Origin of the sequence: Sphingobium sp. (assembly GCF_036170395.1) — a bacterium.
In the GTDB taxonomy this organism is placed as follows: domain Bacteria; phylum Pseudomonadota; class Alphaproteobacteria; order Sphingomonadales; family Sphingomonadaceae; genus Sphingobium.
Window position 1 is genome coordinate 29,160 of sequence record NZ_JAVHPD010000062.1, and the last position, 23,622, is coordinate 52,781.

Below are 23,622 nucleotides of genomic sequence, written 5' to 3' on the forward strand. Positions count from 1 at the left end.
TTGCGGTGCAGCATAAGCCGATTCGCTTACCGGCTCAAGCAGGAATTGGCGCGTGCCGATACTATCGTTCCCCGGCGCAGGCCGGGGTCCAGTTCCACGCTCCCGACTGGACCCCGGCCTGCGCCGGGGAACAGCAAGGGTTGCGGCATTAAGACGCGGTCAGTAGGTCCAGTCGGCCTGGAGCCAGAGCTTCTCCGTGTTTGTCCCCAGCGCCTTGGCGTCATAATGGGCGTAGCGGACGGACAGCATCGTCTTCTTCAGCTTGGCCGAGGCGAGCAGATTCCATTCGTCGCCATAATAGAGGTCGAGCCGGTCGCTCTTGAAGCGATGCCAGGTCGCCGACAGGCTGACGCCCGCGAGCGGCCCCAGTTGTTTCCAGCCATAGCCGCCGCCGACATAGAAATCCCGTACACCGTTGGCCGGGGTGGTGAGGAATTTGTCGGCCCAGCCCTGGAATTTGAAATTGGTGCCGAGCGGGGTCTGGAAGCTGGTGAGCGCCGCCCCCTTGTCCGCGCCCAGCACTTCATAGCCAGCGTTGAGCTTCCATCCCTTCACGTCCAGCGTCGCGTCGGCCAGCCAATAGTCGGCGCGGTAGTCGTTGGGGTTGCGGTGATAGTCGGACTGACGCGCGTGGCTCAACTGGTAGGAGATTTTCGCCGCTTTGGAGAGCGACTGGATTCCGGCGAGCCGCAGGCCGTAGGTCTGGCTCGACAGGCGGAAGCCCTGCACCGCTGCTTCGTCCTGATCGACCAGATAGGCAAAGCCCGTCAGCGTGCCCACCGGCGTCGCGTAGGAGAGGTTGGCGAAGAGATTGTCGCCGCTGATCGCCTGCTGCCGCGCGCCCTTGCCGTCTATGCCCCAGATGGTGCGGACGCTCCAGGCATAGGCGAGGTCGAGTTTCAGCCCCTTGGCCGGGGTGAGTTCGGCGCGCACGGCGTCGAAGGTCTGGGCATTGTCGCGGAAGGCAACGTTGCCGACGAAGCGCTCGTCGTCCAGCGATAGTTTCTGGCGGCCGGCGGTGAGGGCCAGCGCCTTGGTCTGATAGCGAAGCTGGGCGATATAGAGGGCGATATTCTGCGGGTCGGCGACGATCGGGCGAGTGGCCGCGTCGTTCACGCCGTCATAATAATCGTCGATGAGGGCGAGGCTCCCCTGCCCCACGACTATCGCCGATAAGCCGCCGCTGGCGGCGGTGACGCCGGCGCGGAGGCGGGCGGTGAGTGCGTCGCTCGTTTCGGTGGGAAGGCCGTCCTGCCGGGCCTGTTCATAGCGCAGGCGGGCTTCGGCGACGGGCTTGAGCGCGATTTGCTGGGCGCAGGCCGGCGCTGCGACGGCCATGGCGGCCGCCGATGCGAGAAGATATTTCATCGGATTATTGTCCCCTCTAGGACAGGCAATCAGTGCTCCGGCGAAAGCCGGAGCCCAGGGTCTCAGGCGCACCGCACTGACGCCCTGGGCTCCTGCTTTCGCAGGAGCACGGCGGCGATCAGATGCGCGCGCCGCTGGTCCAGGTGGCGCGCCACTTGCCCTTGACGAGGGCGAGGCCGATCAGCGCCGCGACCGCGAGGCCGGCGAAGATCAGGAAGCCGGGGGCGAAGCTGCCGGTCAGCTGTTTGGCGAGGCCGAGCGAGCTGGCGAGGTAGAAGCCGCCGACCCCGCCCGCCATGCCGACAAGGCCGGTCATGACGCCGATCTCCGCCTGAAAGCGCTGCGGCACCAGCTGGAACACCGATCCGTTGCCGGCGCCGAGCGCCAGCATCGCGACCACGAACAGGCCGAGCGCGCTGGCGAGGGTGGGCGCGAAGCCCACGCCGGCGAGCGCGAGGGCGGCCACGACGAAGACCATCATCAGCGCCTTCGACCCGCCGATCCTGTCGGCGAGCGCGCCGCCCATCGGCCGCACCAGCGATCCGGCGAAGACGCAGGCGGCGGTGCAGTAACCGGCGATGACCGGGGTCAGGCCGAACTGGTCGGTGAAGTAGATCGGCAGCGACGCGGCGAGGCCCACAAAGCCGCCGAACGTGACCGAGTAGAAGGCCATCAGCCACCAGGCGTCGGCCTGCTTCAAGGGCTCGAAATAATCGACCAGCCGCTTGGCCGGCGGCGCGTTTGGCGCGTCCTTCGCCATCAGCATATAGGCGACGAACACGATAGAGAGCGGGATGCAGGCGAGGCCCAGCACCGCGTTCCAGCCGAACAGCTTCGCCAGCATCGGCGCGAACAGGGCGGCGAGCACCGTGCCCGAATTGCCCATGCCGGCGAGACCCATGGCCTTGCCCTGATGTTCGGCCGGATACCAGCGGCTGGCAAGCGGCAGGGCGATCGCGAAGCTCGCGCCGGCAAAGCCCAGGATCACGCCCAGCGCCAGCGTGCCGCCGAAGCTGTTGACCCCCATCGCCCAGGCGCAGAACAGGCCGGCGATGACGATGATCTGGCTGATCGCGCCCGACCGTTTCGGCCCGATGCGGTCGACCAGCAGGCCGTTCACGACGCGCAGGAATGCGCCCGCCAGCGTCGGCGTCGCCACCATCAGCCCCTTTTCTGCAGGGGTCAGCAGCAAAGTCTTGGAAATCATCGGCGCGAGCGGGCCGAGCAGCACCCACACCATGAAGGCGAGATCGAAATAGAGGAAGGCGGCGATCAGAGTCGGCGCGTGGCCGGCCTTCCAGAAGCTGGTCGCGGCGGCGGGCGAACTGTCCTGCGTGTCGCGATCCCAATAAGCGGTAGCCATGATACGTCCCCCAATAAACGGAAATGGACATGAAAAAAGCCGCAGGCCGGACAGGCGCATGTGAGGCGTGTCCGGTCAGCGGCTTTGCTGCGATGTGGAGAGGATGCGCGGCCCGCCCTTGGGACGACGCATCCAAATAAGCGCGCTTCGTCGCGCGACCCTGATGTTATCCCGCGATTCGCTTCATGTTGCAAGGCACAAAATTGCGCCTGGTTTCAGCGGGGCGGCGGGAAGCCGGCGAGATAGTCGTCGATGCGTTCGGGATCGAAAATCCGGCCGTCGAAGAATCGATCCGGCCCCAGCGTCAGTTCGCCGCGCCGCGACCCGACGCCAAGCGGGCGATCGACCGCGCCCTCCACTTTCATGCTCGCGCCCGGCATCGCGACATCCAGGTTGGCAAGCGCGCGGCGATAGACATCCGGGCGGAACACCCCGCCCGCCTTCGTTGCCGCGACCGGATCATGGGGCACCATGTTCCAGCGGACGAGCTGCGAATAAATCCACAGCGCCTGGCTGCGCCAGGGGAAGGGCGTGGCTTCCCGGGCAAAGAGCATGAAATCGGGATGGGCGATCGGCCCCTCCCCTGCGCGCGCAACGATCTGGCCGGAGAGGGCGCGGGCGATGAGATCGGCGGGCTGGTCGATATATCGGCCATCCGACAGCATATCGGCGAGCGCGGCATGGTTGGCCGGATCGTCGCACCAGGCCGCCGCCCGCGCCAACGCGCGCAGCAGCCGGTCCACGGTATCGGGATTCTCTTCCATCCAGCGCTCGCGGAAAGCCAGCACCTTCTCCACCCCGCGCCGCCAGATGCGCTCGCCGGTCGCCACGGTTTCGGCAAGGCCCGCCTCGACCGCTGCGCTGCCCCAGGGTTCGCCGGCGATGAAGCCGTCAATCTCGCCCGCGCGCATCGCTTCCACCGTCAGCGAGGGCGGCAGCACGCGCAGCAGCACGTCGCGGTCGGGATCGACGCCCGCGCTCGCCAGCCAGTAGCGCAGCATCAGCGCATGGCTGGAGAAGCGATGGACGACGCCGATCACGGGCTTGCGCCGCCACAAGCCGATCGCGGCGGCGAAATCATGCGCGGCGGCGAGCGGATCGGCGATGCGGGCGGCGACGTCCGGCTCCAGCGCCTTGGCGAAGTCGCTAGCCATCACCAGCATGTTGCCGTTGACGCCGAGCTTGTAGGGCGCGGCGATCGGCGCGGCCTGCTGGCTGAGGCCAAGCGTCACCGCAACCGCGAGCGGGGCGAGCATGTGCGCGGCGTCGACCTGCCCGAAGACGAGCCGGTCGCGCAGCGTCGCCCAGCTGGTCGTGCGGACGAGATCGAGGGCCAGCCCCTCGCCTTCCGCAAAGCCCTTTTCCCGCGCGGCGACCAGCACGGCGGCGTCGTTCAGCGGCAGGAAGGCGATCTTCAGATGAACGGTCATAGCCCCCCTCCGAGCAGGTCGCTGGCGGTTATCAGCGCCTGCGCGACATCGACGATCTTCTTGCCCTGGTTCATCGCGCTCGACCGCAGCAGGGCGTAGGCATCCTGTTCGGAAAGGCTGCGCTGGTTCATGAGGATGGACTTGGCGCGGTCGATGATCTTGCGATCGTGCAGCGCGGTGCGCGCTTCCTCCAGTTCCGCCTGCATTTTCGAGAAGGCGTTGAAGCGGCGGACGGCGAGTTCGAGCACGGGCTTGACCCGCTCCTTGCGGAGGCCATCGACGACATAGGCGGAGACGCCGGCGTCGATCGCCGCGCCGATCATCGCTTCGTCGGACTGGTCCACGAACATCGCGATCGGGCGGGCGAGCGCGCGGCTGACGGTCAGCATCTCCTCCAGCGTGTCGCGGCTGGGGCTGCCGAGGTCCATCAGCACGACGTCGGGGGCCATGCGCTCCAATCGGGCGACGAAGGCGCCGCGCGGGGGCACGATATGGATATCGTCATAGCCCGCCTCGCGCAGCCCATCCTCCAGCACCGTGGCGCGCAGGCCGCTGTCGTCGATAATCACGATTCGCATGAGGCTGGACCGCCGGGCATGGGGACGAGCAGGTCGGGCAACGGCGCGGCAAGGTCAAGAGGCAAGCGCTTGCCGTAGCGGCTTCACCCGCTATTCAGCGCGGGTTTGCGAAACCGTGATGGAGATGATGATCCTGTTCCGTCTGTCCCTGCTCGCCATCCTGCTGTCGTCCGGCCTGAGCGCGGCGGCCCATGCCGAGACCTATTTCATCGATTCCCGTGTCGGCGACGATCGCGCCAGCGGGACGGCGGCGGACCGGCCGTGGCGGTCGCTGGCGCGGGTCAATCGCCAGCCGCTGAAGGCCGGCGACCGGATATTGCTGGTGGCGGGATCGGTCTGGCGCGAGGCGCTGACGATTACGCGGTCGGGCAAGAAGGACGCGCCGATCAGCGTGGCGGCGACCGGCGCGGGACCGCGGCCGCGCATCGATGCCGGCGGGGTGTCGGCCCATGCGGTCGGGATCATCAACGCCGAATATGTGACGCTGAGCGGGCTGGAGGTGACGAACGACGCGCCGACGCCGGCATTGCGGCATGGCGTGCTGGTGTCGGCGGAGGATCGCGGGGTGACGCGCGGCATCCGGGTGCAGGACATGTATGTGCATGACGTGCGGGGCATCAACAGCCGCAAGGATAATGGCGGCATTGTCTTCCGCGCGGTGGGGCAGAAACGGCCGACCCGCTTCCACGACCTGCGGATCGAGCGCAACATCGTGTGGAAGGTCGACCGGTCGGGCATCGCCGGGATCAGCGACCGCGTGACCGCGCGCGACTGGTTCCCGAGCGAGCGGGTGGTGATCCGCGACAATCTGGTCGAGGATATAGGCGGCGACGGCATCGTGCCGCGCGGCACCGACGGGGCGCTGGTCGAGCATAATATCGTCCGCTACGCCGGCAGCCGCGCGCCCGGATATAATGCGGGCATCTGGCAGTGGAGCACCGACAATAGCCTGATCCAATTGAACGAGGCCGCGCATACCGTCACCCGCTATGACGGGCAGGGGTTCGATTCCGATTTCAATTCGCGGCGGACGACGATCCTCTACAATTACAGCCACGACAATGCCGGCGGCTTCCTGCTGATCTGTTCGCCCCGGCCCAACGACAAGGATAATCTGGGCAACCGCGGCACGGTGGCGCGGTTCAACGTCAGCCGCAACGACGGGACGCGGATCTTCCAGCTGTCGGGCAATGTGTCCGACGCGCTGATCGAGCGCAACGTGATCCATGTCGGGAAAGGCATGGACGTGCAGATGGTGGTGGCGACCAACTGGGACGGGTGGGCGCGCGACGTGCGGTTCGTTGGCAATGTCTTCAATGTCGCGGGGACGGCGCGCTATGGCAGCGAGAGCGGGCGGAGCGGGCCGGATTATCTCATCAGGGCGGGGTTCGATCCGGCCAGTTTCATCCGGTTCGAGAAGAATGATTTTTATGGGGCGCATGTCGATCGGCCCGGCGAGGATGCGGGCGGGTCCACTCTGCCCTATCGCGACGTGCCGGCGGACTGGGCGGTGCCGGTGTTCGATCCCGCCAGGCCCGACGGCTTCCCCGCCTTCATGGCGCAGCATCGCGCCTGGATGCTGGCGATGCTGGCGCGTGAGCTGGGGGAGCCGGTGCGGTTGCGGCAGCCGAGGCGGATTTCGATCTTCGAGGCGCGGTAGGAGATTACCGGCTTCACTTTTATCGTCACCCCGGAACAAGTCCGGGGTGACGGTTTAGTCGCTATCTCGATCATACACATCGGGCAGGAAGCGCACACCCTGGTCGGTGGGGACGGCGGTCAGGTAGGTGAGATAGACGGGCACGGGCTGGGGTAGCGGGAGATGCTGTTCGGGCGCGCTTCCGTCTGCGGCGGGGGGCTTGCCGAAGAACCAGCGGCCGAGGCGCTGGGCGTCCTCCAGCCGGACGCAGCCATTGCTGTAGTGGCGATCCTCCTTGGCGAAGAGCGCGCGCTGGGGCGTATCGTGAAGATAGATGCCAAGGTCGTTGGGGAACATGAACTTGACCCGGCCCATCGCATTGTCGCCGCCGGGAAGCTGGCGGACGCGCACCTCCTGCCGGCCCGCCGCCACCGCGTTCCAGTCGATCGCGCTCTGGGCGAGCGGCGCGGGGTTGGCGCTCCAGTCGGCCAGCGCTTCGTAGCGCATGGCTTTGAGCGAACCGCCGCCGAGGATCTTGGGCGCGACCTTGCGCTCGACCAGTTCGGGCGGGATGTTCCAATAGGGGTTGAGCGTCGCGTAGCGGATCATGCCCGCCATCATCGGGGTCTGGCTCTCCTTCGCGCCGGCGACCACCTTCATCGTGCCGTCGAGCGCGCCCTTGCTATAGTACCAGAGGCGAGCGGACGCGGCGTCCACCACCACATGGCGAGTCCCGGGGCCGGGCAGCAGGCGCGCGCGTTCGAGGTTGAGGGCGAGCGCCTGCTCGTAGCGGTCGCTCCCCTGGTTGAGCGCGGCGATGGTCATCGCGCCGGCGACGCCATCGAGGTGGAGGCCATGATCGGCCTGATAGGCGCGGACCCTTGCCGCCAGCGCCTTGTCGTAGCTGGCGCCGTCGGGCAGGCCGAGGCGGTAGCGGAGCATTGCCACAGCCTCGCCTTTGCCGCCCGGACGCAGCTTCACGCCGGCGGGGATTAGGACCGCCGGCAGGTCGCCCCATTTGCGGCCATAGTCGGCGCGGGCGCTGCGCAGGCGCATGTAGAGCGGGCTCATCCAGCCGGCGCTGCGGATATAGTCGGTGAGCGAAGGGGCGAGCGCGGCGACGCGCAACGTGTCCGACGGATCGGGGTCGCGCGGTTCGACCTCCCGGTCGAGATAGCGCATCCTGAGACCGCGCGCCGGGCGGCGCATGTCGGCGACAAGGCTGGCGAAGCTGCGCGAGAGAGCCAAGTCGGCGCGGGCGAGCGCCTTGGGATCGGCGGAAGCGTCGGCCTCTTCGATCAGGCGGCGGAGGGCGCGCGCGTCATAGTCGCGCGGATCGAGACCGTCGACTTCGACATCATCGATGAGGGCGAGCAGCGCGTCCGCCTGGGGGCCGAGGCGGTCCTGCTCCACCCACAGCGGCCAATAGCCGCGCGGGGCGTAGAAATCCTTATATTTGCCGCCGACCTGCGCCCGTATCTCGGCCGCGACGCTCGACCGGGCAGCCTGTGCGGCGTCCGGTTGCGCGGCGGCGCTTTGTGGGAGCGCCGAAGCGGCGATCAGCAGCAGGGGAAGAAGCGAGCGGGCGCGGCGGGATCGCCGCGCCCGATCCGATGCGTGGATCAGCCGCGTTCTCCCCGGCGCGGCGGCGGGGGCGGCGGCGGCGGCGGACAGGGCGGACCCTGAACGGCATGATAGATGCCGTCGGCGGTGTAATAGCCGTCGACATAGCCGTCGCCGTCGCGATCGGCCGCGACGGTGCCGGCGATCGCGCCGGGGCCGATCGGCGGCGCGGTGGTGACCGGCGCTTCATTCCTGGTGCAGGCGCCGAGCGCCAGCAGACCGCCCGTGGCGATTGCCAGATATTTTAGGTGCATATCATCTCCCTGGACGTGTCGGGCGCAGAGGCCGTCACGCCTTTTGACTTTGATGCCGCGACCCGTGCGGCTGGACGCTAACGCCCGACCGGGCGATTTAATCCATTACCGCAGCGAAATGACGGCAGGCCGTTATACGGGAGCGCCGAGCCGTTAGTCCATGACCCAGTCGGCGGCGGCGATGCCCTGCGCGTAAAGCAGGACCGAAAGGTCGCCATGGACGATCTCCGCCGCGGCCGCTTCACGGGTCTTGGGCTTGGCGTGATAGGCTACGCCGAGGCCAGCGCCCTCGATCATCGGGATGTCGTTCGCGCCGTCGCCGACCGCCAGGGTGAGCGCCCGGTCGATGCCGCTGGCGATCGCCGCCTCCAGCTCGGCCCGCTTGCGCGCGGCGTCCACGATCGGGGTCTGGACTGTGCCTGCGAGCGCGCCATCCGCGATGTCCAGCACGTTGGAGACATGGGTGTCGAAGCCGATCTCCGCCGCCACCGGGCCGGTGAAGCGGGTAAAGCCGCCCGACACCAGGAGTGTCCTTGCGCCGCGCGCCTTCATCGTGCGGACCAGCGCCTTTGCGCCGGGCATGATCCTGACGCGCTCGGCGCGGCACTGGTCGATGGCGCTGTCGGGCAAGCCCTTGAGCAGCGCGACGCGGCCATGCAGCGCGCCCTCGAAATCCAGTTCTCCGCGCATTGCCCGCTCGGTGATTTCGGCGATCTGCGGCTTGATGCCGGCATAGTCGGCGAGTTCGTCGATACACTCCACGGTAATCATTGTGGAATCCATGTCGGCGATAAGGAGCGATTTGGCGCGGGTGGCGGCGGGCTGAACGATGACGTCGATGCCCTCGCCGATGTCGGTGAGGACGGCGCGGGCGGTGACGGGGTCCATGCCGAAGAAGATGTCGGCGGCCTTCCCCTCGTCCAGCCAGACGCTTGTCGCAGGCGTGCAGCCGGCGGCGCCGAGCCGGCCGGTCGCTTGCGCAATATCCCCCTGCCCCATGGAGCCACTTGCCACTAAGGTCGCGACGAACATGCTTACTCCCGAACCCAGAACCGGCGAATCCCGCCCACGGGTCGCGCTTATTGCCGGGCCGACCGCCAGCGGCAAGAGCGCGCTGGCGGTGGCGCTGGCGAAGGCGGCGGGCGGGGTCGTCATCAATGCCGATGCGAGCCAGGTCTATGCCGACCTGTCGATCCTGTCCGCCCGGCCGACGGTGGAGGAAATGGGCGACGTGCCGCACCGGCTGTTCGGCCATATCGACGGGGCGGAGGCGTGCACCGCCGCGCGCTGGGCGGGCGAGGCGAAGGCGGAGATCGAGGCGGCGCATGAGGCAGGCCGGCTGCCAGTGCTGGTGGGCGGGACTGGGCTTTATATCCGCACCTTGCTGGACGGGATCGCGCCGGTTCCTGACATCGATCCCGCCGTGCGAGCGCAGGTGCGGGCGATGCCGGTGGCGGAGGCCCATGCAGCATTGACCCGCGAAGACCCGGAGGCCGCCGCCCACCTCGCCCCCGCCGACACGACGCGGGTCGCGCGGGCGCTGGAGGTGGTGCGATCGACGGGACGGACTCTCAAAAGCTGGCAGGCGCACAAGGCGGGCGGGATCGGCGACAGGATCGCCCTTGCACCGCTGATCCTGCTGCCGCCGCGCGCGTGGCTGATGGAGCGGTGCGACCGGCGGTTCGGGCAGATGATCGAGCGGGGCGCGGCGGCGGAGGTCGCAGGGCTGCTGGCGCGCGGGCTCGATCCCGCGCTGCCGGTGATGCGGGCGATCGGGGTCCCGGAGATCGCCGAAGCCCTTAAAGCGAACAGCGAGTGGGACAGCTGTTTGGCCAAAGCGCGCACCGCGACGCGACAATATGCCAAGCGGCAATATACCTGGTTCGCGCACCAGCCGCCCGACCAATGGCCGCGCGAATATCGCGCAATAGATGACAAAATCATCTCTGAATTGGTAATTAAATTTCAAAGTTAGCTATTGACCTGCCATTTTATGTCCACTAGAGGCAGGCGCCTTGCCATCGCCGGCGCAGGCGCGCAAAGGCGCGGTCTGTATATCGAAGGAGTTATCTCGTGGCCGAAAAGAGCGGCGCGGACATTTTGGTCGAATGCCTGGTCGATCTGGGCGTCGAGGTCGTGTTCGGCTATCCGGGCGGCGCGGTGCTGCCCATTTATGACGCGCTCTACAATCATCCCACGATCCGGCACGTCCTCGTCCGCCACGAACAGGGCGCGACCCATATGGCGGAGGGCTATGCGCGCTCGACCGGCAAGCCCGGCGTCGTGCTCGTCACCTCCGGCCCCGGCGCGACCAATGCGGTTACCGGCATCACCGACGCGCTGATGGATTCGATCCCGATGATCGTCATCACAGGCCAGGTTCCGACGCAGCTCATTGGCACCGACGCTTTCCAGGAAGCGGATACGGTCGGCATCACGCGCCACTGCACCAAGCATAATTATCTGGTCAAAGATCCGGCGAAGCTGGCGCAGGTCGTCCATGAGGCGTTCCATATCGCCACCACCGGCCGCCCCGGCCCGGTCGTCATCGACATTCCCAAGAATGTCCAGATCGCGACCGCGCCCTATGCCCGGCCGGCGCTTCAGGTCCATGCCAGCTATCGCCCGCAGACCAAGGCGGACGCCGCGGCGATCGACGCGGCGGTCGAGATGCTGGCGGCGGCGGAGCGGCCGATCCTCTACACCGGCGGCGGGGTCATTAATTCGGGGCCGGAAGCCAGCGCGTTGCTCCGCGAACTGGCGGCGCTGACCGGCGCGCCGGTCACGTCGACGCTAATGGGGCTGGGCGCCTTCCCCGCCTCCTCCGACCAGTGGCTGGGGATGCTGGGGATGCACGGCACCTATGAGGCCAATTGGGCGATGAACCAGGCGGACCTGATCCTGTGCGTCGGCGCGCGCTTCGACGATCGCGTTACAGGGCGGCTGGATGCGTTCGCGCCCCATGCACGCAAGATCCATATCGATATCGACCGCAGTTCGATCAACAAGATCGTGGACGTCGATGTCGCGGTTGTGGCCGATGTCGGCAGCGCGCTCGATGACATGATCGCGCTCTGGAAGCAGCGGGGCCACAGACAAGCCGACCTCGCCGAATGGTGGGCGCGGATCGCGGGCTGGCGCGCCAAGCGCAGCCTGGACTATGCCGAAGACGGCGTCGAGATCATGCCGCAGCGCGCGATCGCCGACCTTTACAAGGCCTGCGTCGCCACGGGCAAGGATGTCATCATCACCACCGAAGTCGGCCAGCACCAGATGTGGGCGGCGCAGCATTTCGGGTTCGAGGCGCCGAACAAATGGCTGACCTCGGGCGGGCTCGGCACCATGGGCTACGGCTTTCCCGCCGCGATCGGCGCGCAGATGGGCAATCCCGAGAGCCTCTCCATCTGCATTGCGGGCGACGCCTCGATCCAGATGAACATCCAGGAAATGGGAACCGCCAGCCAATATCGCCTGCCGGTCAAGATCTTCATCCTCAACAATGAATATATGGGCATGGTCCGCCAGTGGCAGGAGCTGACCTATGAAAGCCGCTATTCCAACAGCTATTCCGACAGCCTGCCCGACTTCGTGAAGCTGGGCGAAGCCTATGGCTGGACCGGCATCCGCATCGAAGGGCCGCAGGAACTGGAGAGCGGCATCCGCCAGATGCTGGAGACCGACGGGCCGGTGATCGTCGATTGCCGGGTGGCGAAGCTGTCCAACTGTTTCCCGATCATCCCGTCGGGCGCGGCGCATACCGACATGCTGCTCGATCCCCGGCAGATCGCGGGCGTCATGTCCGACGAGGCGAAAGCGCTGGTATGAGGATCGTGCAGTGACTGGGCATCTGAAGCTGCGCATCCATGTGACCGAGCCGTGGGATTTCGATCGTGAGGCGGGGACGGCGGAACTGACCGGCTGGACTGTGGATCATGCCGACCCGGAAAACGAGGAATGGGAAGTGCATCTCGACCATGGGTTCGACTTCCACAAGCGGCACATCGGGACGCTGCTGGTGGGGCCGCGCTATGTCGGCGAGCGGCTGGAGCGGATGTTCGACGCGGTGGCGGGCTTCCCGGTACGGCTCGCCCACCGGCTCGACAATGACTGGCATTTCGCCTTCGTCGCCATGATTTCGCAGCGGCACGACAGGGTCGCAGACGACCATCAGGATCACGGAACCAGCATCTGATGCATATCCAGGAAGAAACCAGCCAGCGGCACGTCCTGTCGCTGACAGTGTCGAACGAGGCGGGCATATTGGCGCGCATCGCGGGGCTGTTCACCGCGCGCGGCTATAATATCGACAGCCTGACTGTGGCGGACATCAGCGCCGACCATGCGATCAGCCGCATCACCATCGTCACCAACGGCCCGCCCAAGGTGATCGACCAGATCATCGCGCAGCTCGACCGGCTGGTGCCGGTGCACAAAGTGACCGACCTGACCGAGGAAGGCCCCTTCGTCGAGCGCGAGCTGGCGCTGGTGAAGGTGGCGGGCACGGGCGAGGACCGGATCGAGGCGCTGCGCCTGGCCGACGTGTTCCGCGCCAAGGTGGTCGACACGACGATCGAGAGCTTCATCTTCGAGATCACCGGCACGACCGAGAAGGTCGACAATTTCGTCGGCCTGATGCGGCAGATCGGGCTGGTCGAGGTCGGGCGGACGGGTGTCGTCGGGCTGATGCGGGGGAAAGAGGCGAACTAGATTCCCTCTCCCCCTGGGGGAGAGGGTTGCGGAGACTCGGGCACGCAGTGCCCTAGTCGCAGCTGGGTGAGGGGGCGCGGCGCGACTGCCCCCCTCCAACTTCATCTAGGACCGGCTGCGCCGGCCCAAGATTTCGTATCCTCCCCCCTTCAAGGGGGGAGGGAGATATTGGAACGGGAAGAGACGAGACATGAAGGTTTATTACGACCGCGACGCGGATATTGGCCTCATCAAGGGGAAGAAGATCGCCATTCTGGGCTATGGCAGCCAAGGCCATGCCCACGCGCAGAATCTGCGCGACAGCGGCGTCGCCGAAGTGGCGATCGCGCTGCGTGCCGGTTCGCCGAGCGCCAAGAAGGCCGAGGGTGCTGGCTTCAAGGTACTGCCGAACGCGGAAGCGGCCGCCTGGGCCGACGTGCTGATGATCCTCGCCCCCGACGAGCATCAGGCCGCGATCTACTCCGCCGACATCCACGCCAATCTGCGCCCCGGCGCGGCTCTGGCCTTCGCCCATGGCCTCAACGTCCATTTCGGGCTGATCGAGCCGCGCGCCGACGTGGACGTCATCATGATCGCGCCCAAGGGGCCGGGTCATACCGTGCGTAGCGAATATCAGCGCGGCGGCGGCGTGCCCTGCCTGATCGCGGTCCATCAGGATTCGACCGGCAACGCGCATGACATCGCCCTCTCCTATGCTAGCGGAGTCGGCGGCGGTCGCAGCGGCATCATCGAGACCAATTTCCGCGAGGAATGCGAAACCGACCTGTTCGGCGAGCAGGCGGTGCTGTGCGGCGGCACGACCGCGCTGGTGCAGGCGGGCTTCGAGACGCTGGTCGAGGCCGGCTATGCCCCGGAAATGGCCTATTTCGAATGCCTGCACGAGTTGAAGCTGATCGTCGACCTCATGTATGAGGGCGGCATCGCCAACATGCGCTATTCGATCAGCAACACCGCCGAATATGGCGACATCAAGACCGGCCCGCGCATCATCACCGAAGAAACCAAGAAGGAAATGAAGCGCGTATTGGCCGACATCCAGTCGGGCCGCTTCGTCAAGGACTTCGTGCTCGACAACCGCGCCGGCCAGCCGGAGCTGAAGGCGAGCCGCATCGCCTCCAAGCGTCACGCGATCGAGGAAACCGGGTCCAAGCTGCGCGCGATGATGCCGTGGATCACGGCCAACAAGCTGGTGGATCAGGAAAAGAACTGACTTTGCCTAACCCTCGGCAAGGAGGGCGGCGAACCCAGCCACGTCATTCCCGCGAAAGCGGGAATCCATCTCCCGACCCCACATCAAGAGGATAGCGCTGGAGATGGATCCCCGCTTTCGCGGGGATGACAATTGAGGTGATTACGCCTTCCGCAAGGGACGGAAGGCGCATCATCGCGCCGGCATCCTCACCCCAGGATGAAATCCACCCCGGCCTTGGCGTGGATGTGGGTGCAGTCGTAGATGGGGAGAACATTGGCCTTCACATCGACGATCAGTTCCAGTTCGGTGCAGGCCAGCACCACCGCCTGCACATCCTGCTTGGCGATGTCGGTCAGTTCCGACTTCATGAAGCGTTCGGATTCCTTGGATGGCTTGCCCACGGTCAGTTCGTCATAGACGATGCGGTCGATCCGGTCGGCGAGGTCCATGTCGGCGGGGAGCAGCGACACGCCCTTCGCCACCAGCCGCTGGCGGTAGAATTTCTCGGTCATGACGTTGCGCGTGCCGATCAGCGCCGCGCGCTCGATCCCGTCCGCCTGCATCCGGTTGCCCACCACATCGGCAATATGGATGATCGGGACGCCGACCTGCGCCTGCACCTGATCGTAAACCCGGTGCATCGAATTGGCGCAGATGAGCAGGGTTTCAGCCCCGCCCTGCTCCAGCCGGCGGGCCGAGGCGATCAACTGCCCGGCGGCGCAATCCCAGTCCTGCTGCGTCGCGCAGCGGGCGACTTCGGCGAAATCGAGGCTTTCGATCAGCAGCGGCGCGCTGTGCTGGCCGCCCAATGCGCGGTGCACGGCCTGGTTGATGATCTGATAATAGCGGGCGGTGGACGTCCAGCTAAGACCGCCGATCAGGCCGAGTTTGCGCATTATGATCCCTGTCTCCCTTTGAGCGGCCACGCCGGCGGGCGCGGCCTTCGCCCTACCCCCTCTTAGCGCAAGCGAAGGGAGATGCCAGCGCCCAGAAGCGGCGCTGCCTTGCCAGCGCCGCTGTCCCGGCGCAAAGGGGTTTGGGGCAAAAGAGAGGAATTGGGGCGGATATGGGCGCGGGATCACGAGCGCGGTTCGTGCGGGAGACACCCGATGTGCGGCGGCAAGCGCTGATCGAGGCGACCGCGCGCTGCCTCGCCGAAAAGGGCGTGGCCGGAACGTCGGTGCGGGCGATCTGCGCGCGGGCGGGCGTGTCTTCGGGGCTGCTTACCCATTATTTCGACGGCGTCGACGCGCTGATCCTGGCGACCTATCGCGATGTCGGCGCGAAAGTGTCGGCGACGCTGGACGCTGCGGTCGAAGCGGCGGGGGACGATCCGCGCGACCGGCTGCGCGCCTGCCTCCAGGCCAATTTCACCGGGCCGATCCTGGACCCGGACCTGCTCGCGACCTGGATCGCCTTCTGGAGCCTGGTCAAGTCCGACCCGTCAATCGCCGCGGTCCATGCCGACGTCTATGGTGCGACGCGGCGGCAGATGGAGCAGCTTCTGTGCGCCGCAGCGCCCGCCATGTCGGCGCAGCAGGCGCGGATCGCCGCGATCAGCCTGCAGGCGCTGGTCGATGGGCTGTGGCTGGAGCTTTGCCTCGACCGATCCGCCTTTTCGCCGGAAGAAGCCCAGGCGATGGTCGCCGATGCGATGGAGCGGTCGCTTTCGCCGCTGGACGGAAACGACGATCAAAGCAGCCTCGATTAATCGCTTTTCTCACTAAGCAGGTTAGAGAAAACCAATTTCCCATCGCCTTGCAGGCTTCCTACATGCTGCGTCGCAACAGCAACCCCTTCAACAAGGAACTGGATAGCCCATGGCTCTTATCAACACCCCCCTTCAGCCGTTCAAGGCCACCGCGTACAAGGAAGGCAAGTTCGTCGACGTCACCGATGCCGATGTGAAGGGCAAGTGGGCCGTCTTCTTCTTCTACCCGGCCGATTTCACCTTCGTGTGCCCGACCGAGCTGGAAGACCTGGCCGATATCTACCCCACCCTTCAGGGCATGGGCGTGGAAGTCTATTCGGTGTCGACCGACACGCATTTCTGCCACAAGGCGTGGCACGACACCTCGCCGGCGATCGGCAAGATCAACTATTATATGCTGGGCGACCAGAATCACGCGCTGTCGAACCAGTTCGGCGTGCTGCGTGAAGGCGTGGGCCTCGCCGATCGCGGCACGTTCGTGCTCGATCCCGAGGGCGTGATCCAGCTGGTCGAAATCACCCCCGAGGGCGTGGGCCGCAACGCCGCCGAACTGCTCCGCAAGGTGAAGGCGCTTCAATATTGGGTCAGCCATCCGGGCGAAGTCTGCCCCGCCAAGTGGGAAGAAGGCGCCGAGACGCTCGCGCCGTCGCTCGACCTGGTCGGCAAGATCTAAGCCGCCGACAGGCATCGCCGGGACGGGTCGCGCTGACGCGCCCGCCCGGCGAGACTTTCCAATAACAGCCGCATCCGCCGGGTCTTCGGGTCGCACCGTCCGGCGCATGGGCCTTCGCGCCTCTCCGGCAGGCGCGCCATCAACGGAGCTACGATCATGTTGGACGCAAATCTCAAGGGCCAGTTGAAGGCCTATATGGCGAACATCACGCAGCCCATCGAGCTGGTGGCGTCGCTGGACGACAGCGCTAAGTCGCGCGAAATGAAGGAATTGCTGGGCGAAATCGCCGAGCTGTCCGACAAGGTGAGCCTCACCACGGGCAGCGACAGGCGTGTCCCCAGCTTCATGATCCGCCGCGTCGGCACCGACATCGGCGTGACCTTCGCCGGGCTGCCGATGGGGCATGAATTCACCAGTCTCGTGCTGGCGCTGCTTCAGGTCGGCGGGCATCCTTCGAAGGCGGCGCAGGATCTGATCCAGCAGATCAAGGATCTGGACGGCGACTTCGCGTTCGAGACCTATTTCTCGCTCTCCTGCCAGAACTGCCCCGACGTGGTGCAGGCGCTGAACCTGATGAGCGTCTTGAACCCCCGCATCAGCCACGTCGCGATCGACGGCGCGCTGTTCAAGGAGGAAGTCGACGCCCGCAAGATCATGGCGGTGCCGACCGTGTTCCTGAACGGCGAACCTTTCGCCAGCGGCCGGATGGAACTGGAGCAGATCGTCGCGAAGATCGACAGCGGCGCGGAAGCGCGCGCGGCCGAGAAAATCCGCAAGCAGGAGCCGTTCGAGGTGCTGGTGGTCGGCGGCGGTCCCGCCGGCGCGGCGGCAGCCATCTATGCGGCGCGCAAGGGCATCCGCACCGGCGTTGCCGCCGAGCGCTTCGGCGGGCAGGTGCTCGACACGATGGACATCGAGAATTTCATCTCCGTGAGCCGCACCGAAGGGCCGAAGCTCGCCTCCGCGCTGGAGGCGCACGTCAAGGATTATGACGTCGAGATCATGAACCTCCAGAAGGCGGCGAAGCTGATCCCGGCGCGCGCCGAGGGCGGCTATCATGAGGTCGTGCTGGAAAATGGCGCGAGCCTGAAAGGGCGCACCGTCATCCTTTCGACCGGCGCGCGCTGGCGGCAGATGGGCGTGCCGGGCGAGGAGGAATATAAGAATAAGGGCGTGGCCTATTGCCCGCACTGCGACGGTCCTTTGTTCAAGGGCAAGCGCGTCGCGGTGATCGGCGGCGGCAACAGCGGTGTGGAGGCCGCGATCGACCTGGCCGGCATCGTCGCCCATGTGACGCTGATCGAATATGACAGCCAGTTGCGCGCCGACGCGGTGCTTCAGCGCAAGCTCGCCAGCCTGCCGAACGTCAAGATCATCACCTCGGCGCTGACGACCAGGGTCGATGGCAATGGCGAGCGGGTGACGGGCCTTTCCTACAAGGATCGCAATCACGGCACCGAGCATGATGTCGAGCTGGAAGGCATTTTCGTCCAGATCGGCCTCGTCCCCAACACGGAATGGCTGAAGGACGCGATCGCCCTCTCCCCGCGTGGCGAGATCGAGATCGACGCGCGCGGCGAGACGAGCCAGCCGGGCATCTTCGCGGCGGGCGATTGCACCACGGTCCCTTACAAGCAGATCGTGATCGCTTGTGGAGCGGGATCGACGGCGGCGCTGTCCGCCTTCGATTACCTCATCCGCCTGCCCGCGAGCGAAGAGGTGGCGCAGGCCGCCTGACCTGGGCAAGCCGAGCGGGGTGACCCTCGTCATCCTCCCCTGGAAGGGGAGGTGGATGGCCGCAGGCCAGACGGAGGGGTGTCCCCATTTCGATAGGGTGACACCCCTCCGTCACGCGCTTCGCGCGCGACACCTCCCCTTACAGGGGAGGATGGTGATGGCGCCTTACTCCGCCGCGTTGCTTGCATTGTCGGCGGCGGGTGGCGCGGGTTTCGCGCCTTTCACCGGGAAGGTGCGCAGGCTGTCGAGGACAGTGCCGGACATGGCCTGATATTGCTCGCTCAGCATTTCGGGATAGACGAAGGTCGCGGACACGATCGCGCCGTCGGGCTGGCGCAGCAGGCGGACGACGACATTGTTGCCTTCGCCGTCATTGGCGGTGCCGCGATATTCATTCTCGCCGATGAAGTCGCCGTCCACCCCCTCCGAGGCGCCGTTCACCGCCTCGACGATCTGCTGGAGCGTTTCGTCATTGTCGTTCTTCTGCCAGAAGACCCGCACGTCCGCGCCTGCGCCCGGATCCTGATAGACGACGCCGTCGGCATTGCTCGCCGCCTTGTCGATCGTCCACCCCTCCGGCAGGGTGATGGAGAAGCCCCGCGCCTCGTTCACATAGTTGCGGCTTTCGGCAGCGTCGGCCTGCGCGTTGGCGAGCGCGGTCGCGGCGGCGGCGTTGGCGGCGGCGGCGAGCTGTTCCTGGCTCGGCATGTCGCCCACCGGCTCGGTGCGGCCGCAACCGGCAAGCAGCAGGAGGGGAAGGCTGGCGGCGAGAAGAGCGCGTGTCATGCCATGCTCCAAAGCATAGCCGGGCGGAACATTCAACGCCCGTGGTTCAGGCGGCGCTGTCGATGCCCAGTTCGGCGAGCTTGCGATAGAGAGTGGATCGGCCGATGCCGAGCCGCCGCGCGACCTCCGTCATGCGGCCGCGATAATGGCCGATGGCGAGGCGGATGACATCGGCCTCGATCTCGGCGAGCTGGCGGACATGGCCGTCGCCCTCGAACAGGGTGATGCCCGCGCCGTCGCGATGCGGCTGTTGCACGGCGCGCGGGCGCAATTGATGCACCTCGGCGCTCGCCTGCGCCTCGATCTGGGCGGCGATCTGCGGGAAATCGAGCGGGGTGAGCGCGTCGCCCTCGCACAGCACGGCGGCGCGGAACAGGGCGTTCTGGAGCTGACGGACATTGCCCGGCCAGCCATGCTGCATCAGCAGCGCGAGCGCATCGTCGGTAAGGCCGAGGCTGCGGAGGCCTGGCTGAGTCGCGATGCGGGCAAGCAGGTGGCGGCAGAGCGCGGGAATATCGCCCATCCGCTCGCGCAGGGGCGGAACGGTAAGCTGGACGACGTTGAGGCGATAATAGAGATCCTCGCGGAAGCGGCCCGCCTCTATCTCCTCGATCAGCCTTTTGTTGGTGGCGGCGATGACGCGCACGTCGACATGGATCGGGCGGCGCGCGCCGATGGGCTGCACTTCGCCATCCTGGAGCACGCGCAGCAGTTTCACCTGCGCGTCGAGCGGCATTTCGCTGACTTCGTCGAGGAAGATGGTGCCCATGTCGGCGGCGGCGAATTTGCCGACATGCCGGTCGAACGCGCCGGTGAAAGCGCCGCGCTCATGGCCGAACAGCTCCGATTCGACGAGATTGGCGGGGATCGCGCCACAATTCACCGTGACGATCGCCTGTTTGTGGCGCGGCGAAGCGGCATGGATCGCGCGGGCGATCACATCCTTGCCGACGCCGCTCTCGCCCTCGATCAGCACGGGCACGCGGGCGCGCGCCGCCTTCGCCGCGATGGCGAGCGCGGCGCGGAATTGCGGGGCCGAGCCGACCACATCCTCGAACGAGAGCGGTGCGGTGATCTTTTCGGTGAGCGGGCGCAACTCCCCGGCATTCGCCCCGTCCGCCAGCGTCGCGTTGAGCGCGGCGAGGAGGCGATCGGGCGCGATCGGCTTAGAGAGATAATCGGTCGCTCCGGCCCGCATCGCCTCCACCGCGACCGCGACATTATTGTGCGCGGTGAGAATCAGGATCGGCAGCGCAGGGCGGCGCGCACGGATTTCGCGGATCAGGCCGGAGGGCTGATAGTCCGGGCTCCACTGGTCGAGAATGATCGCATCCAGCATCATCCCGTCCTGCGTGCCCAGGGTCGCGATCGCCGTTTCGCCGTCCGCCGCGAAGATCGTCCGCCACCCGGCGCGGGCGGCCAGCGCCGACACGAGCCGCCTCTGGGCCGGCTCGTCGTCGATCAGCATCAGCATGGGAACGCCCTCGCGCGCCATGGCCACCCCTCAATTGCAACAGGCGACCGACCCTAGGGCGCAGGGGTAAAGGCGCGCTTAACCCCGAAAGATTTTCTTGTGACCCTGCGGGTTGAGGGGGGGGCGGCTTGTGGATAAGAGATTCGCCAATCGCTGCGAAAGGGAGTGAAAATGGCGTCGAACGACATGAAGGCCGCGAACGAAACCTATGCGGGGTTCGTGGGGCTGATGAAGTGGGGCACGATCGCAAGTGTCGCCGTGGCCGCTCTGGTGGTGCTGCTGATCGCGACCTGAAGCGGGATCGGCAACAGGGGAGGATATAACGATAATGAAGATAGCGGTGGTAAAGGAACAGGCGGCGGGCGAGAAGCGCGTCGCCGCCACGCCGGAGACGGTGAAGAAGTTCATCGGGCTGGGGGCCGAGGTAGCGGTGGAGGCCGGGGCTGGCCTGACCGCCTCGATCGCCGACGCCGACTATGCGGCGGCGGGCGCGACCGTGGCGGACCGCGCTGCGGTGCTGGCCGGGGCCGACATCGTGCTGGGCGTGCAGGGTCCGGCGGTCGAGAGCCTTGCCGGCGCGAAGCCCGGCGCATGGATCGTGGCGGGCCTCAATCCCTTTGGGGAGCGGGCGCGGGTGGATGCCTACGCCGCAGCGGGCTATGAAGCGCTGGCGATGGAGTTCATGCCGCGCATCACCCGTGCGCAGTCGATGGACATCCTCTCGTCCCAGTCGAACCTGTCGGGCTACAAGGCAGTGCTCGACGCCGCGGCCGAATATGGCAAGGCCTTCCCGATGATGATGACGGCGGCGGGCACCGTGTCGGCGGCCAAGGCGTTCATCATGGGCGTCGGCGTTGCCGGCCTGCAGGCGATCGCCACCGCGCGGCGGCTGGGCGCTCAGGTCAGCGCGACCGACGTGCGCGCCGCGACCAAGGAGCAGATCGAGTCGCTCGGGGCCAAGGCGATCTTCGTCGAGAAGGTCGCCGGCATCGAGGGCGAAGGCACGGGCGGCTACGCCACCGAAATGTCGGACGAATATAAAGCCGCGCAGGCCGAACTCGTCTCCGCCCATATCGCCAAGCAGGACATCGTCATTACCACGGCGCTGATACCGGGCCGGCCCGCGCCGCGCCTCATCACCGACGCGCAGATCGCGACGATGAAGCCGGGCAGCGTCATCGTGGACCTCGCCGTCGAACAGGGCGGCAATGTCGAGGGCGCTGTGCCGGGCGAAGTGGTCGAGCGGCATGGCGTGAAGATCGTGGGCCACCGCAATGTGCCATCGCGGCTGGCGACCGACGCTTCCGCACTGTTCTCACGCAACCTGTTCAACTTCCTGTCCGCCTTCTGGGACAAGGACAAGAACGCACCCGTGCTGGACGAGGAAATCGGCAACGCCATCCGCCTGACACAGGGCGGCAGGGTCGTGAACGAACGGTTGTTGGGGTGATGCTGGGCTTGGTCCCCATCCTCCCCTGCAAGGGGAGGGGGACCGCCAGCGAAGCTGGTGGTGGAGGGTGTCCCGCTATCGAGAGGGTGACACCCCTCCGTCAACCCTGCGGGTCGCCACCTCCCCTTACAGGGGAGGATGAGGGTGTTGCAGGGGCGGATGGATCGGGCACGGCAGCTTCGGCGCGAGATGACGCTGCCCGAAGTGAAGCTCTGGCAAGTCCTGCGCCAGCGCCCTGGAGGTTTCAAATTCCGTCGTCAACACCCCTGTGGCCCCTACGTCGCCGACTTCTATTGTCACGAAGCGCGGCTCGTGATCGAGGTCGATGGCGAAGCACATAATCGCGGCGGCGCGCCGCAAAGAGACGAGCAACGTGACGGCTGGTTTGCGGCTAAAGGACTTACCATTCTTCGCATACCGGCTGTCGATATTTTGAACGAACTGGAGGCTGCCGTCATGGGCATTGTGACGACGGCCAAGGGGCAAATAGGGGAGGACTAGAATGGACTTCATTTCCATCCTGTCGGTTTTCGTGCTGGCGTGTTTCGTCGGCTATTATGTCGTGTGGTCGGTGACGCCGGCGCTCCATACGCCGCTGATGGCGGTCACCAACGCGATTTCGTCGGTCATCATCGTCGGCGCGCTGGTCGCATCGGCGGAGGCCGGCAGCATCGCGGCCAAGGTGCTGGGGCTGCTTGCGGTGGTCTTCGCATCGGTCAACATCTTCGGCGGCTTTGCCGTTACCGAGAGGATGCTGGCGATGTACAAGAAGAAGGAGCGCAAGTGATGCACGAACTTGCGCCCGTTTCGCCCTTCGTCGCGCTCGCCTATCTGATCGCCGGCGTCCTCTTCATCCTCGCTTTGCGCGGCCTGTCCAGCCCGGCGACCAGCCGGCGCGGCAACCGCATGGGCATGGCCGGCATGGCGATCGCCGTCGCCACCACCCTCTACACCCATGATGTGGTGAGCCTGCCCGAGATCATCGGCGCGATCGTGGTCGGCGGCGGCATCGGCTTCATCATCGCCCGCCGCATCGCCATGACCGACATGCCGCAGCTCGTCGCGGCCTTCCACAGCCTGGTCGGCCTGGCGGCGGTGTTCGTCGGCGCGGCGGCCTATCTCAACCCCGGCGCGTTCGGCATTCTCGATCCGCTGACGGACGAGATCCACAATGCCAGCCGGGTCGAGATGGGGCTCGGCGTCGCGATCGGCGCGATCACCTTTTCGGGATCGGTCATCGCCTTCCTGAAATTGAACGGCAACATGTCGGGCAAGCCGATCATGCTGCCGGGGCGGCATATCATCAACCTGGGCACGCTGGCCGCGATATTGGGCCTCGTCGCCTATTTCGTGACCGACCAGAGCCCCTGGGTGTTCTGGACCGTGACGGCGCTGAGCTTCGTCATCGGCTTCCTGCTCATCATCCCGATCGGCGGGGCGGACATGCCGGTCGTGGTGTCGATGCTGAACAGCTATTCGGGCTGGGCGGCGGCCGCGATGGGCTTTACCTTGGGCAACAGCGCGATGATTATCACCGGCGCGCTGGTGGGATCGTCGGGCGCGATCCTCTCCTACATCATGTGCAAGGCGATGAACCGCAGCTTCATCAGCGTGATCGCCGGCGGCTTCGGCGCGGA

The 23,622-nt window shown here is 66.4% G+C and carries 24 protein-coding genes; 14 read left to right on the forward strand and 10 right to left on the reverse strand.

The features are described from left to right. Positions 1-159: 159 nt before the first annotated feature. The 4 genes from V2B31_RS16065 to V2B31_RS16080 all read right to left on the reverse strand — a co-directional run bounded on the left by V2B31_RS16065 (position 160) and on the right by V2B31_RS16080 (position 4,739). Positions 160-1,368 carry a hypothetical protein gene (locus V2B31_RS16065; RefSeq protein ID WP_328280365.1) on the reverse strand — a complete coding sequence of 403 codons (1,209 nt, stop codon included), beginning with the start codon at positions 1,366-1,368 and terminating at the stop codon, positions 160-162. 118 nt (positions 1,369-1,486) lie between these two features. After that, positions 1,487-2,731: a nitrate/nitrite transporter gene (locus V2B31_RS16070; RefSeq protein ID WP_328280369.1), complete on the reverse strand. Its 1,245-nt coding sequence runs from the start codon at positions 2,729-2,731 to the stop codon at positions 1,487-1,489. A 215-nt stretch (positions 2,732-2,946) separates the two neighbouring features. Next, a complete protein-coding gene (locus V2B31_RS16075) occupies positions 2,947-4,161 on the reverse strand; it encodes an ABC transporter substrate-binding protein (RefSeq protein ID WP_328280371.1) in 1,215 nt (404 codons plus the stop codon). Beyond that, the gene (locus V2B31_RS16080; protein WP_328280373.1) at positions 4,158-4,739 is read right to left on the reverse strand and encodes an ANTAR domain-containing response regulator; all 582 of its coding nucleotides are present in this window, start codon (positions 4,737-4,739) and stop codon (positions 4,158-4,160) included. Before V2B31_RS16080 ends, V2B31_RS16075 begins: the two co-directional genes overlap by 4 nt. Before the next feature lie 118 nt (positions 4,740-4,857). Between V2B31_RS16080 and V2B31_RS16085 the strand changes: the two genes are divergently transcribed. Beyond that, positions 4,858-6,399: a right-handed parallel beta-helix repeat-containing protein gene (locus V2B31_RS16085; protein WP_328280375.1), complete on the forward strand. Its 1,542-nt coding sequence runs from the start codon at positions 4,858-4,860 to the stop codon at positions 6,397-6,399. 54 nt (positions 6,400-6,453) lie between these two features. Here V2B31_RS16085 and V2B31_RS16090 read toward each other — a convergent pair whose 3' ends face one another. The 3 genes from V2B31_RS16090 to serB all read right to left on the reverse strand — a co-directional run bounded on the left by V2B31_RS16090 (position 6,454) and on the right by serB (position 9,287). Beyond that, positions 6,454-7,941 (reverse strand): L,D-transpeptidase family protein, encoded by a 1,488-nt coding sequence (locus V2B31_RS16090; protein WP_328280418.1) that lies wholly within the window; start codon positions 7,939-7,941, stop codon positions 6,454-6,456. A 59-nt stretch (positions 7,942-8,000) separates the two neighbouring features. Continuing rightward, a complete protein-coding gene (locus V2B31_RS16095) occupies positions 8,001-8,255 on the reverse strand; it encodes a hypothetical protein (protein ID WP_328280377.1) in 255 nt (84 codons plus the stop codon). A 153-nt stretch (positions 8,256-8,408) separates the two neighbouring features. After that, entirely contained in the window at positions 8,409-9,287 is an 879-nt protein-coding gene (gene serB, locus V2B31_RS16100; RefSeq protein WP_328280379.1) for a phosphoserine phosphatase SerB, read from the reverse strand. Between serB and miaA the strand changes: the two genes are divergently transcribed. The 5 genes from miaA to ilvC all read left to right on the forward strand — a co-directional run bounded on the left by miaA (position 9,286) and on the right by ilvC (position 14,172). After that, positions 9,286-10,230 carry a tRNA (adenosine(37)-N6)-dimethylallyltransferase MiaA gene (miaA, locus tag V2B31_RS16105; RefSeq protein WP_328280381.1) on the forward strand — a complete coding sequence of 315 codons (945 nt, stop codon included), beginning with the start codon at positions 9,286-9,288 and terminating at the stop codon, positions 10,228-10,230. The two genes, serB and miaA, sit on opposite strands and share 2 nt — an antisense overlap. 98 nt (positions 10,231-10,328) lie before the next feature. After that, positions 10,329-12,080: an acetolactate synthase 3 large subunit gene (locus V2B31_RS16110; RefSeq protein ID WP_328280383.1), complete on the forward strand. Its 1,752-nt coding sequence runs from the start codon at positions 10,329-10,331 to the stop codon at positions 12,078-12,080. A gap of 10 nt (positions 12,081-12,090) precedes the next feature. Continuing rightward, a complete protein-coding gene (locus tag V2B31_RS16115) occupies positions 12,091-12,447 on the forward strand; it encodes a hypothetical protein (RefSeq protein WP_328280385.1) in 357 nt (118 codons plus the stop codon). Next, on the forward strand, positions 12,447-12,962 hold the full coding sequence (ilvN, locus tag V2B31_RS16120; RefSeq protein WP_328280388.1) for an acetolactate synthase small subunit: 516 nt from the start codon (positions 12,447-12,449) through the stop codon (positions 12,960-12,962). Before V2B31_RS16115 ends, ilvN begins: the two co-directional genes overlap by 1 nt. 190 nt (positions 12,963-13,152) lie before the next feature. Next, positions 13,153-14,172 carry a ketol-acid reductoisomerase gene (gene ilvC / locus V2B31_RS16125; RefSeq protein WP_328280390.1) on the forward strand — a complete coding sequence of 340 codons (1,020 nt, stop codon included), beginning with the start codon at positions 13,153-13,155 and terminating at the stop codon, positions 14,170-14,172. A 188-nt stretch (positions 14,173-14,360) separates the two neighbouring features. Here the strand turns inward: ilvC and V2B31_RS16130 are convergent, their stop codons facing one another. Then, positions 14,361-15,050 (reverse strand): aspartate/glutamate racemase family protein, encoded by a 690-nt coding sequence (locus V2B31_RS16130; RefSeq protein ID WP_328280392.1) that lies wholly within the window; start codon positions 15,048-15,050, stop codon positions 14,361-14,363. 170 nt (positions 15,051-15,220) lie between these two features. On the opposite strand from V2B31_RS16130, the gene betI reads away from it, so the two are divergent. The 3 genes from betI to ahpF all read left to right on the forward strand — a co-directional run bounded on the left by betI (position 15,221) and on the right by ahpF (position 18,275). After that, a complete protein-coding gene (betI, locus tag V2B31_RS16135; protein WP_328280394.1) occupies positions 15,221-15,865 on the forward strand; it encodes a transcriptional regulator BetI in 645 nt (214 codons plus the stop codon). 109 nt (positions 15,866-15,974) lie between these two features. Further along, positions 15,975-16,538, forward strand: a complete 564-nt coding sequence (ahpC, locus tag V2B31_RS16140; protein ID WP_328280396.1) for an alkyl hydroperoxide reductase subunit C — start codon at positions 15,975-15,977, stop codon at positions 16,536-16,538. Between the two features lie 156 nt (positions 16,539-16,694). Then, the gene (gene ahpF / locus V2B31_RS16145) at positions 16,695-18,275 is read left to right on the forward strand and encodes an alkyl hydroperoxide reductase subunit F (protein ID WP_328280398.1); all 1,581 of its coding nucleotides are present in this window, start codon (positions 16,695-16,697) and stop codon (positions 18,273-18,275) included. Between the two features lie 165 nt (positions 18,276-18,440). Here the strand turns inward: ahpF and V2B31_RS16150 are convergent, their stop codons facing one another. Continuing rightward, positions 18,441-19,061: a hypothetical protein gene (locus tag V2B31_RS16150; protein ID WP_328280400.1), complete on the reverse strand. Its 621-nt coding sequence runs from the start codon at positions 19,059-19,061 to the stop codon at positions 18,441-18,443. Between the two features lie 46 nt (positions 19,062-19,107). Beyond that, on the reverse strand, positions 19,108-20,556 hold the full coding sequence (locus V2B31_RS16155) for a sigma-54-dependent transcriptional regulator (protein ID WP_328280402.1): 1,449 nt from the start codon (positions 20,554-20,556) through the stop codon (positions 19,108-19,110). Between the two features lie 150 nt (positions 20,557-20,706). Here V2B31_RS16155 and V2B31_RS16160 point away from each other — a divergent pair, with 150 nt between their 5' ends. From V2B31_RS16160 to V2B31_RS16180, 5 genes are all read left to right on the forward strand, one after another. Beyond that, positions 20,707-20,829: an aa3-type cytochrome c oxidase subunit IV gene (locus V2B31_RS16160; RefSeq protein ID WP_328280404.1), complete on the forward strand. Its 123-nt coding sequence runs from the start codon at positions 20,707-20,709 to the stop codon at positions 20,827-20,829. 34 nt (positions 20,830-20,863) lie between these two features. Further along, positions 20,864-21,985 carry an NAD(P) transhydrogenase subunit alpha gene (locus tag V2B31_RS16165; RefSeq protein ID WP_328280406.1) on the forward strand — a complete coding sequence of 374 codons (1,122 nt, stop codon included), beginning with the start codon at positions 20,864-20,866 and terminating at the stop codon, positions 21,983-21,985. A 159-nt stretch (positions 21,986-22,144) separates the two neighbouring features. Beyond that, a complete protein-coding gene (locus V2B31_RS16170; protein WP_328280420.1) occupies positions 22,145-22,486 on the forward strand; it encodes an endonuclease domain-containing protein in 342 nt (113 codons plus the stop codon). A 1-nt stretch (position 22,487) separates the two neighbouring features. Beyond that, complete coding sequence (locus V2B31_RS16175; protein WP_328280408.1) at positions 22,488-22,772, forward strand: NAD(P) transhydrogenase subunit alpha; 285 nt, start codon at positions 22,488-22,490, stop codon at positions 22,770-22,772. Continuing rightward, positions 22,772-23,622 (forward strand): NAD(P)(+) transhydrogenase (Re/Si-specific) subunit beta (locus tag V2B31_RS16180; RefSeq protein WP_328280410.1); only part of this gene is annotated, 851 nt, incomplete at its 3' end. The genes V2B31_RS16175 and V2B31_RS16180, both read left to right, overlap by 1 nt.

Excerpts from the sequence above, each read along its gene's own strand:
- V2B31_RS16165 (WP_328280406.1), top strand. The coding sequence starts at position 20,864 with ATGAAGATAGCGGTGGTAAAGGAACAGGCGGCGGGCGAGAAGCGCGTC.
- V2B31_RS16080 (WP_328280373.1), bottom strand. The coding sequence starts at position 4,739 with ATGCGAATCGTGATTATCGACGACAGCGGCCTGCGCGCCACGGTGCTG.
- miaA (WP_328280381.1), top strand. The coding sequence starts at position 9,286 with ATGCTTACTCCCGAACCCAGAACCGGCGAATCCCGCCCACGGGTCGCG.
- V2B31_RS16065 (WP_328280365.1), bottom strand. The coding sequence starts at position 1,368 with ATGAAATATCTTCTCGCATCGGCGGCCGCCATGGCCGTCGCAGCGCCG.
- V2B31_RS16070 (WP_328280369.1), bottom strand. The coding sequence starts at position 2,731 with ATGGCTACCGCTTATTGGGATCGCGACACGCAGGACAGTTCGCCCGCC.
- V2B31_RS16150 (WP_328280400.1), bottom strand. The coding sequence starts at position 19,061 with ATGACACGCGCTCTTCTCGCCGCCAGCCTTCCCCTCCTGCTGCTTGCC.
- betI (WP_328280394.1), top strand. The coding sequence starts at position 15,221 with ATGGGCGCGGGATCACGAGCGCGGTTCGTGCGGGAGACACCCGATGTG.
- V2B31_RS16155 (WP_328280402.1), bottom strand. The coding sequence starts at position 20,556 with ATGGCGCGCGAGGGCGTTCCCATGCTGATGCTGATCGACGACGAGCCG.
- V2B31_RS16095 (WP_328280377.1), bottom strand. The coding sequence starts at position 8,255 with ATGCACCTAAAATATCTGGCAATCGCCACGGGCGGTCTGCTGGCGCTC.
- ilvC (WP_328280390.1), top strand. The coding sequence starts at position 13,153 with ATGAAGGTTTATTACGACCGCGACGCGGATATTGGCCTCATCAAGGGG.
- serB (WP_328280379.1), bottom strand. The coding sequence starts at position 9,287 with ATGTTCGTCGCGACCTTAGTGGCAAGTGGCTCCATGGGGCAGGGGGAT.
- ahpC (WP_328280396.1), top strand. The coding sequence starts at position 15,975 with ATGGCTCTTATCAACACCCCCCTTCAGCCGTTCAAGGCCACCGCGTAC.
- ilvN (WP_328280388.1), top strand. The coding sequence starts at position 12,447 with ATGCATATCCAGGAAGAAACCAGCCAGCGGCACGTCCTGTCGCTGACA.
- ahpF (WP_328280398.1), top strand. The coding sequence starts at position 16,695 with ATGTTGGACGCAAATCTCAAGGGCCAGTTGAAGGCCTATATGGCGAAC.
- V2B31_RS16130 (WP_328280392.1), bottom strand. The coding sequence starts at position 15,050 with ATGCGCAAACTCGGCCTGATCGGCGGTCTTAGCTGGACGTCCACCGCC.
- V2B31_RS16075 (WP_328280371.1), bottom strand. The coding sequence starts at position 4,161 with ATGACCGTTCATCTGAAGATCGCCTTCCTGCCGCTGAACGACGCCGCC.
- V2B31_RS16170 (WP_328280420.1), top strand. The coding sequence starts at position 22,145 with ATGGATCGGGCACGGCAGCTTCGGCGCGAGATGACGCTGCCCGAAGTG.
- V2B31_RS16085 (WP_328280375.1), top strand. The coding sequence starts at position 4,858 with ATGGAGATGATGATCCTGTTCCGTCTGTCCCTGCTCGCCATCCTGCTG.
- V2B31_RS16160 (WP_328280404.1), top strand. The coding sequence starts at position 20,707 with ATGGCGTCGAACGACATGAAGGCCGCGAACGAAACCTATGCGGGGTTC.
- V2B31_RS16175 (WP_328280408.1), top strand. The coding sequence starts at position 22,488 with ATGGACTTCATTTCCATCCTGTCGGTTTTCGTGCTGGCGTGTTTCGTC.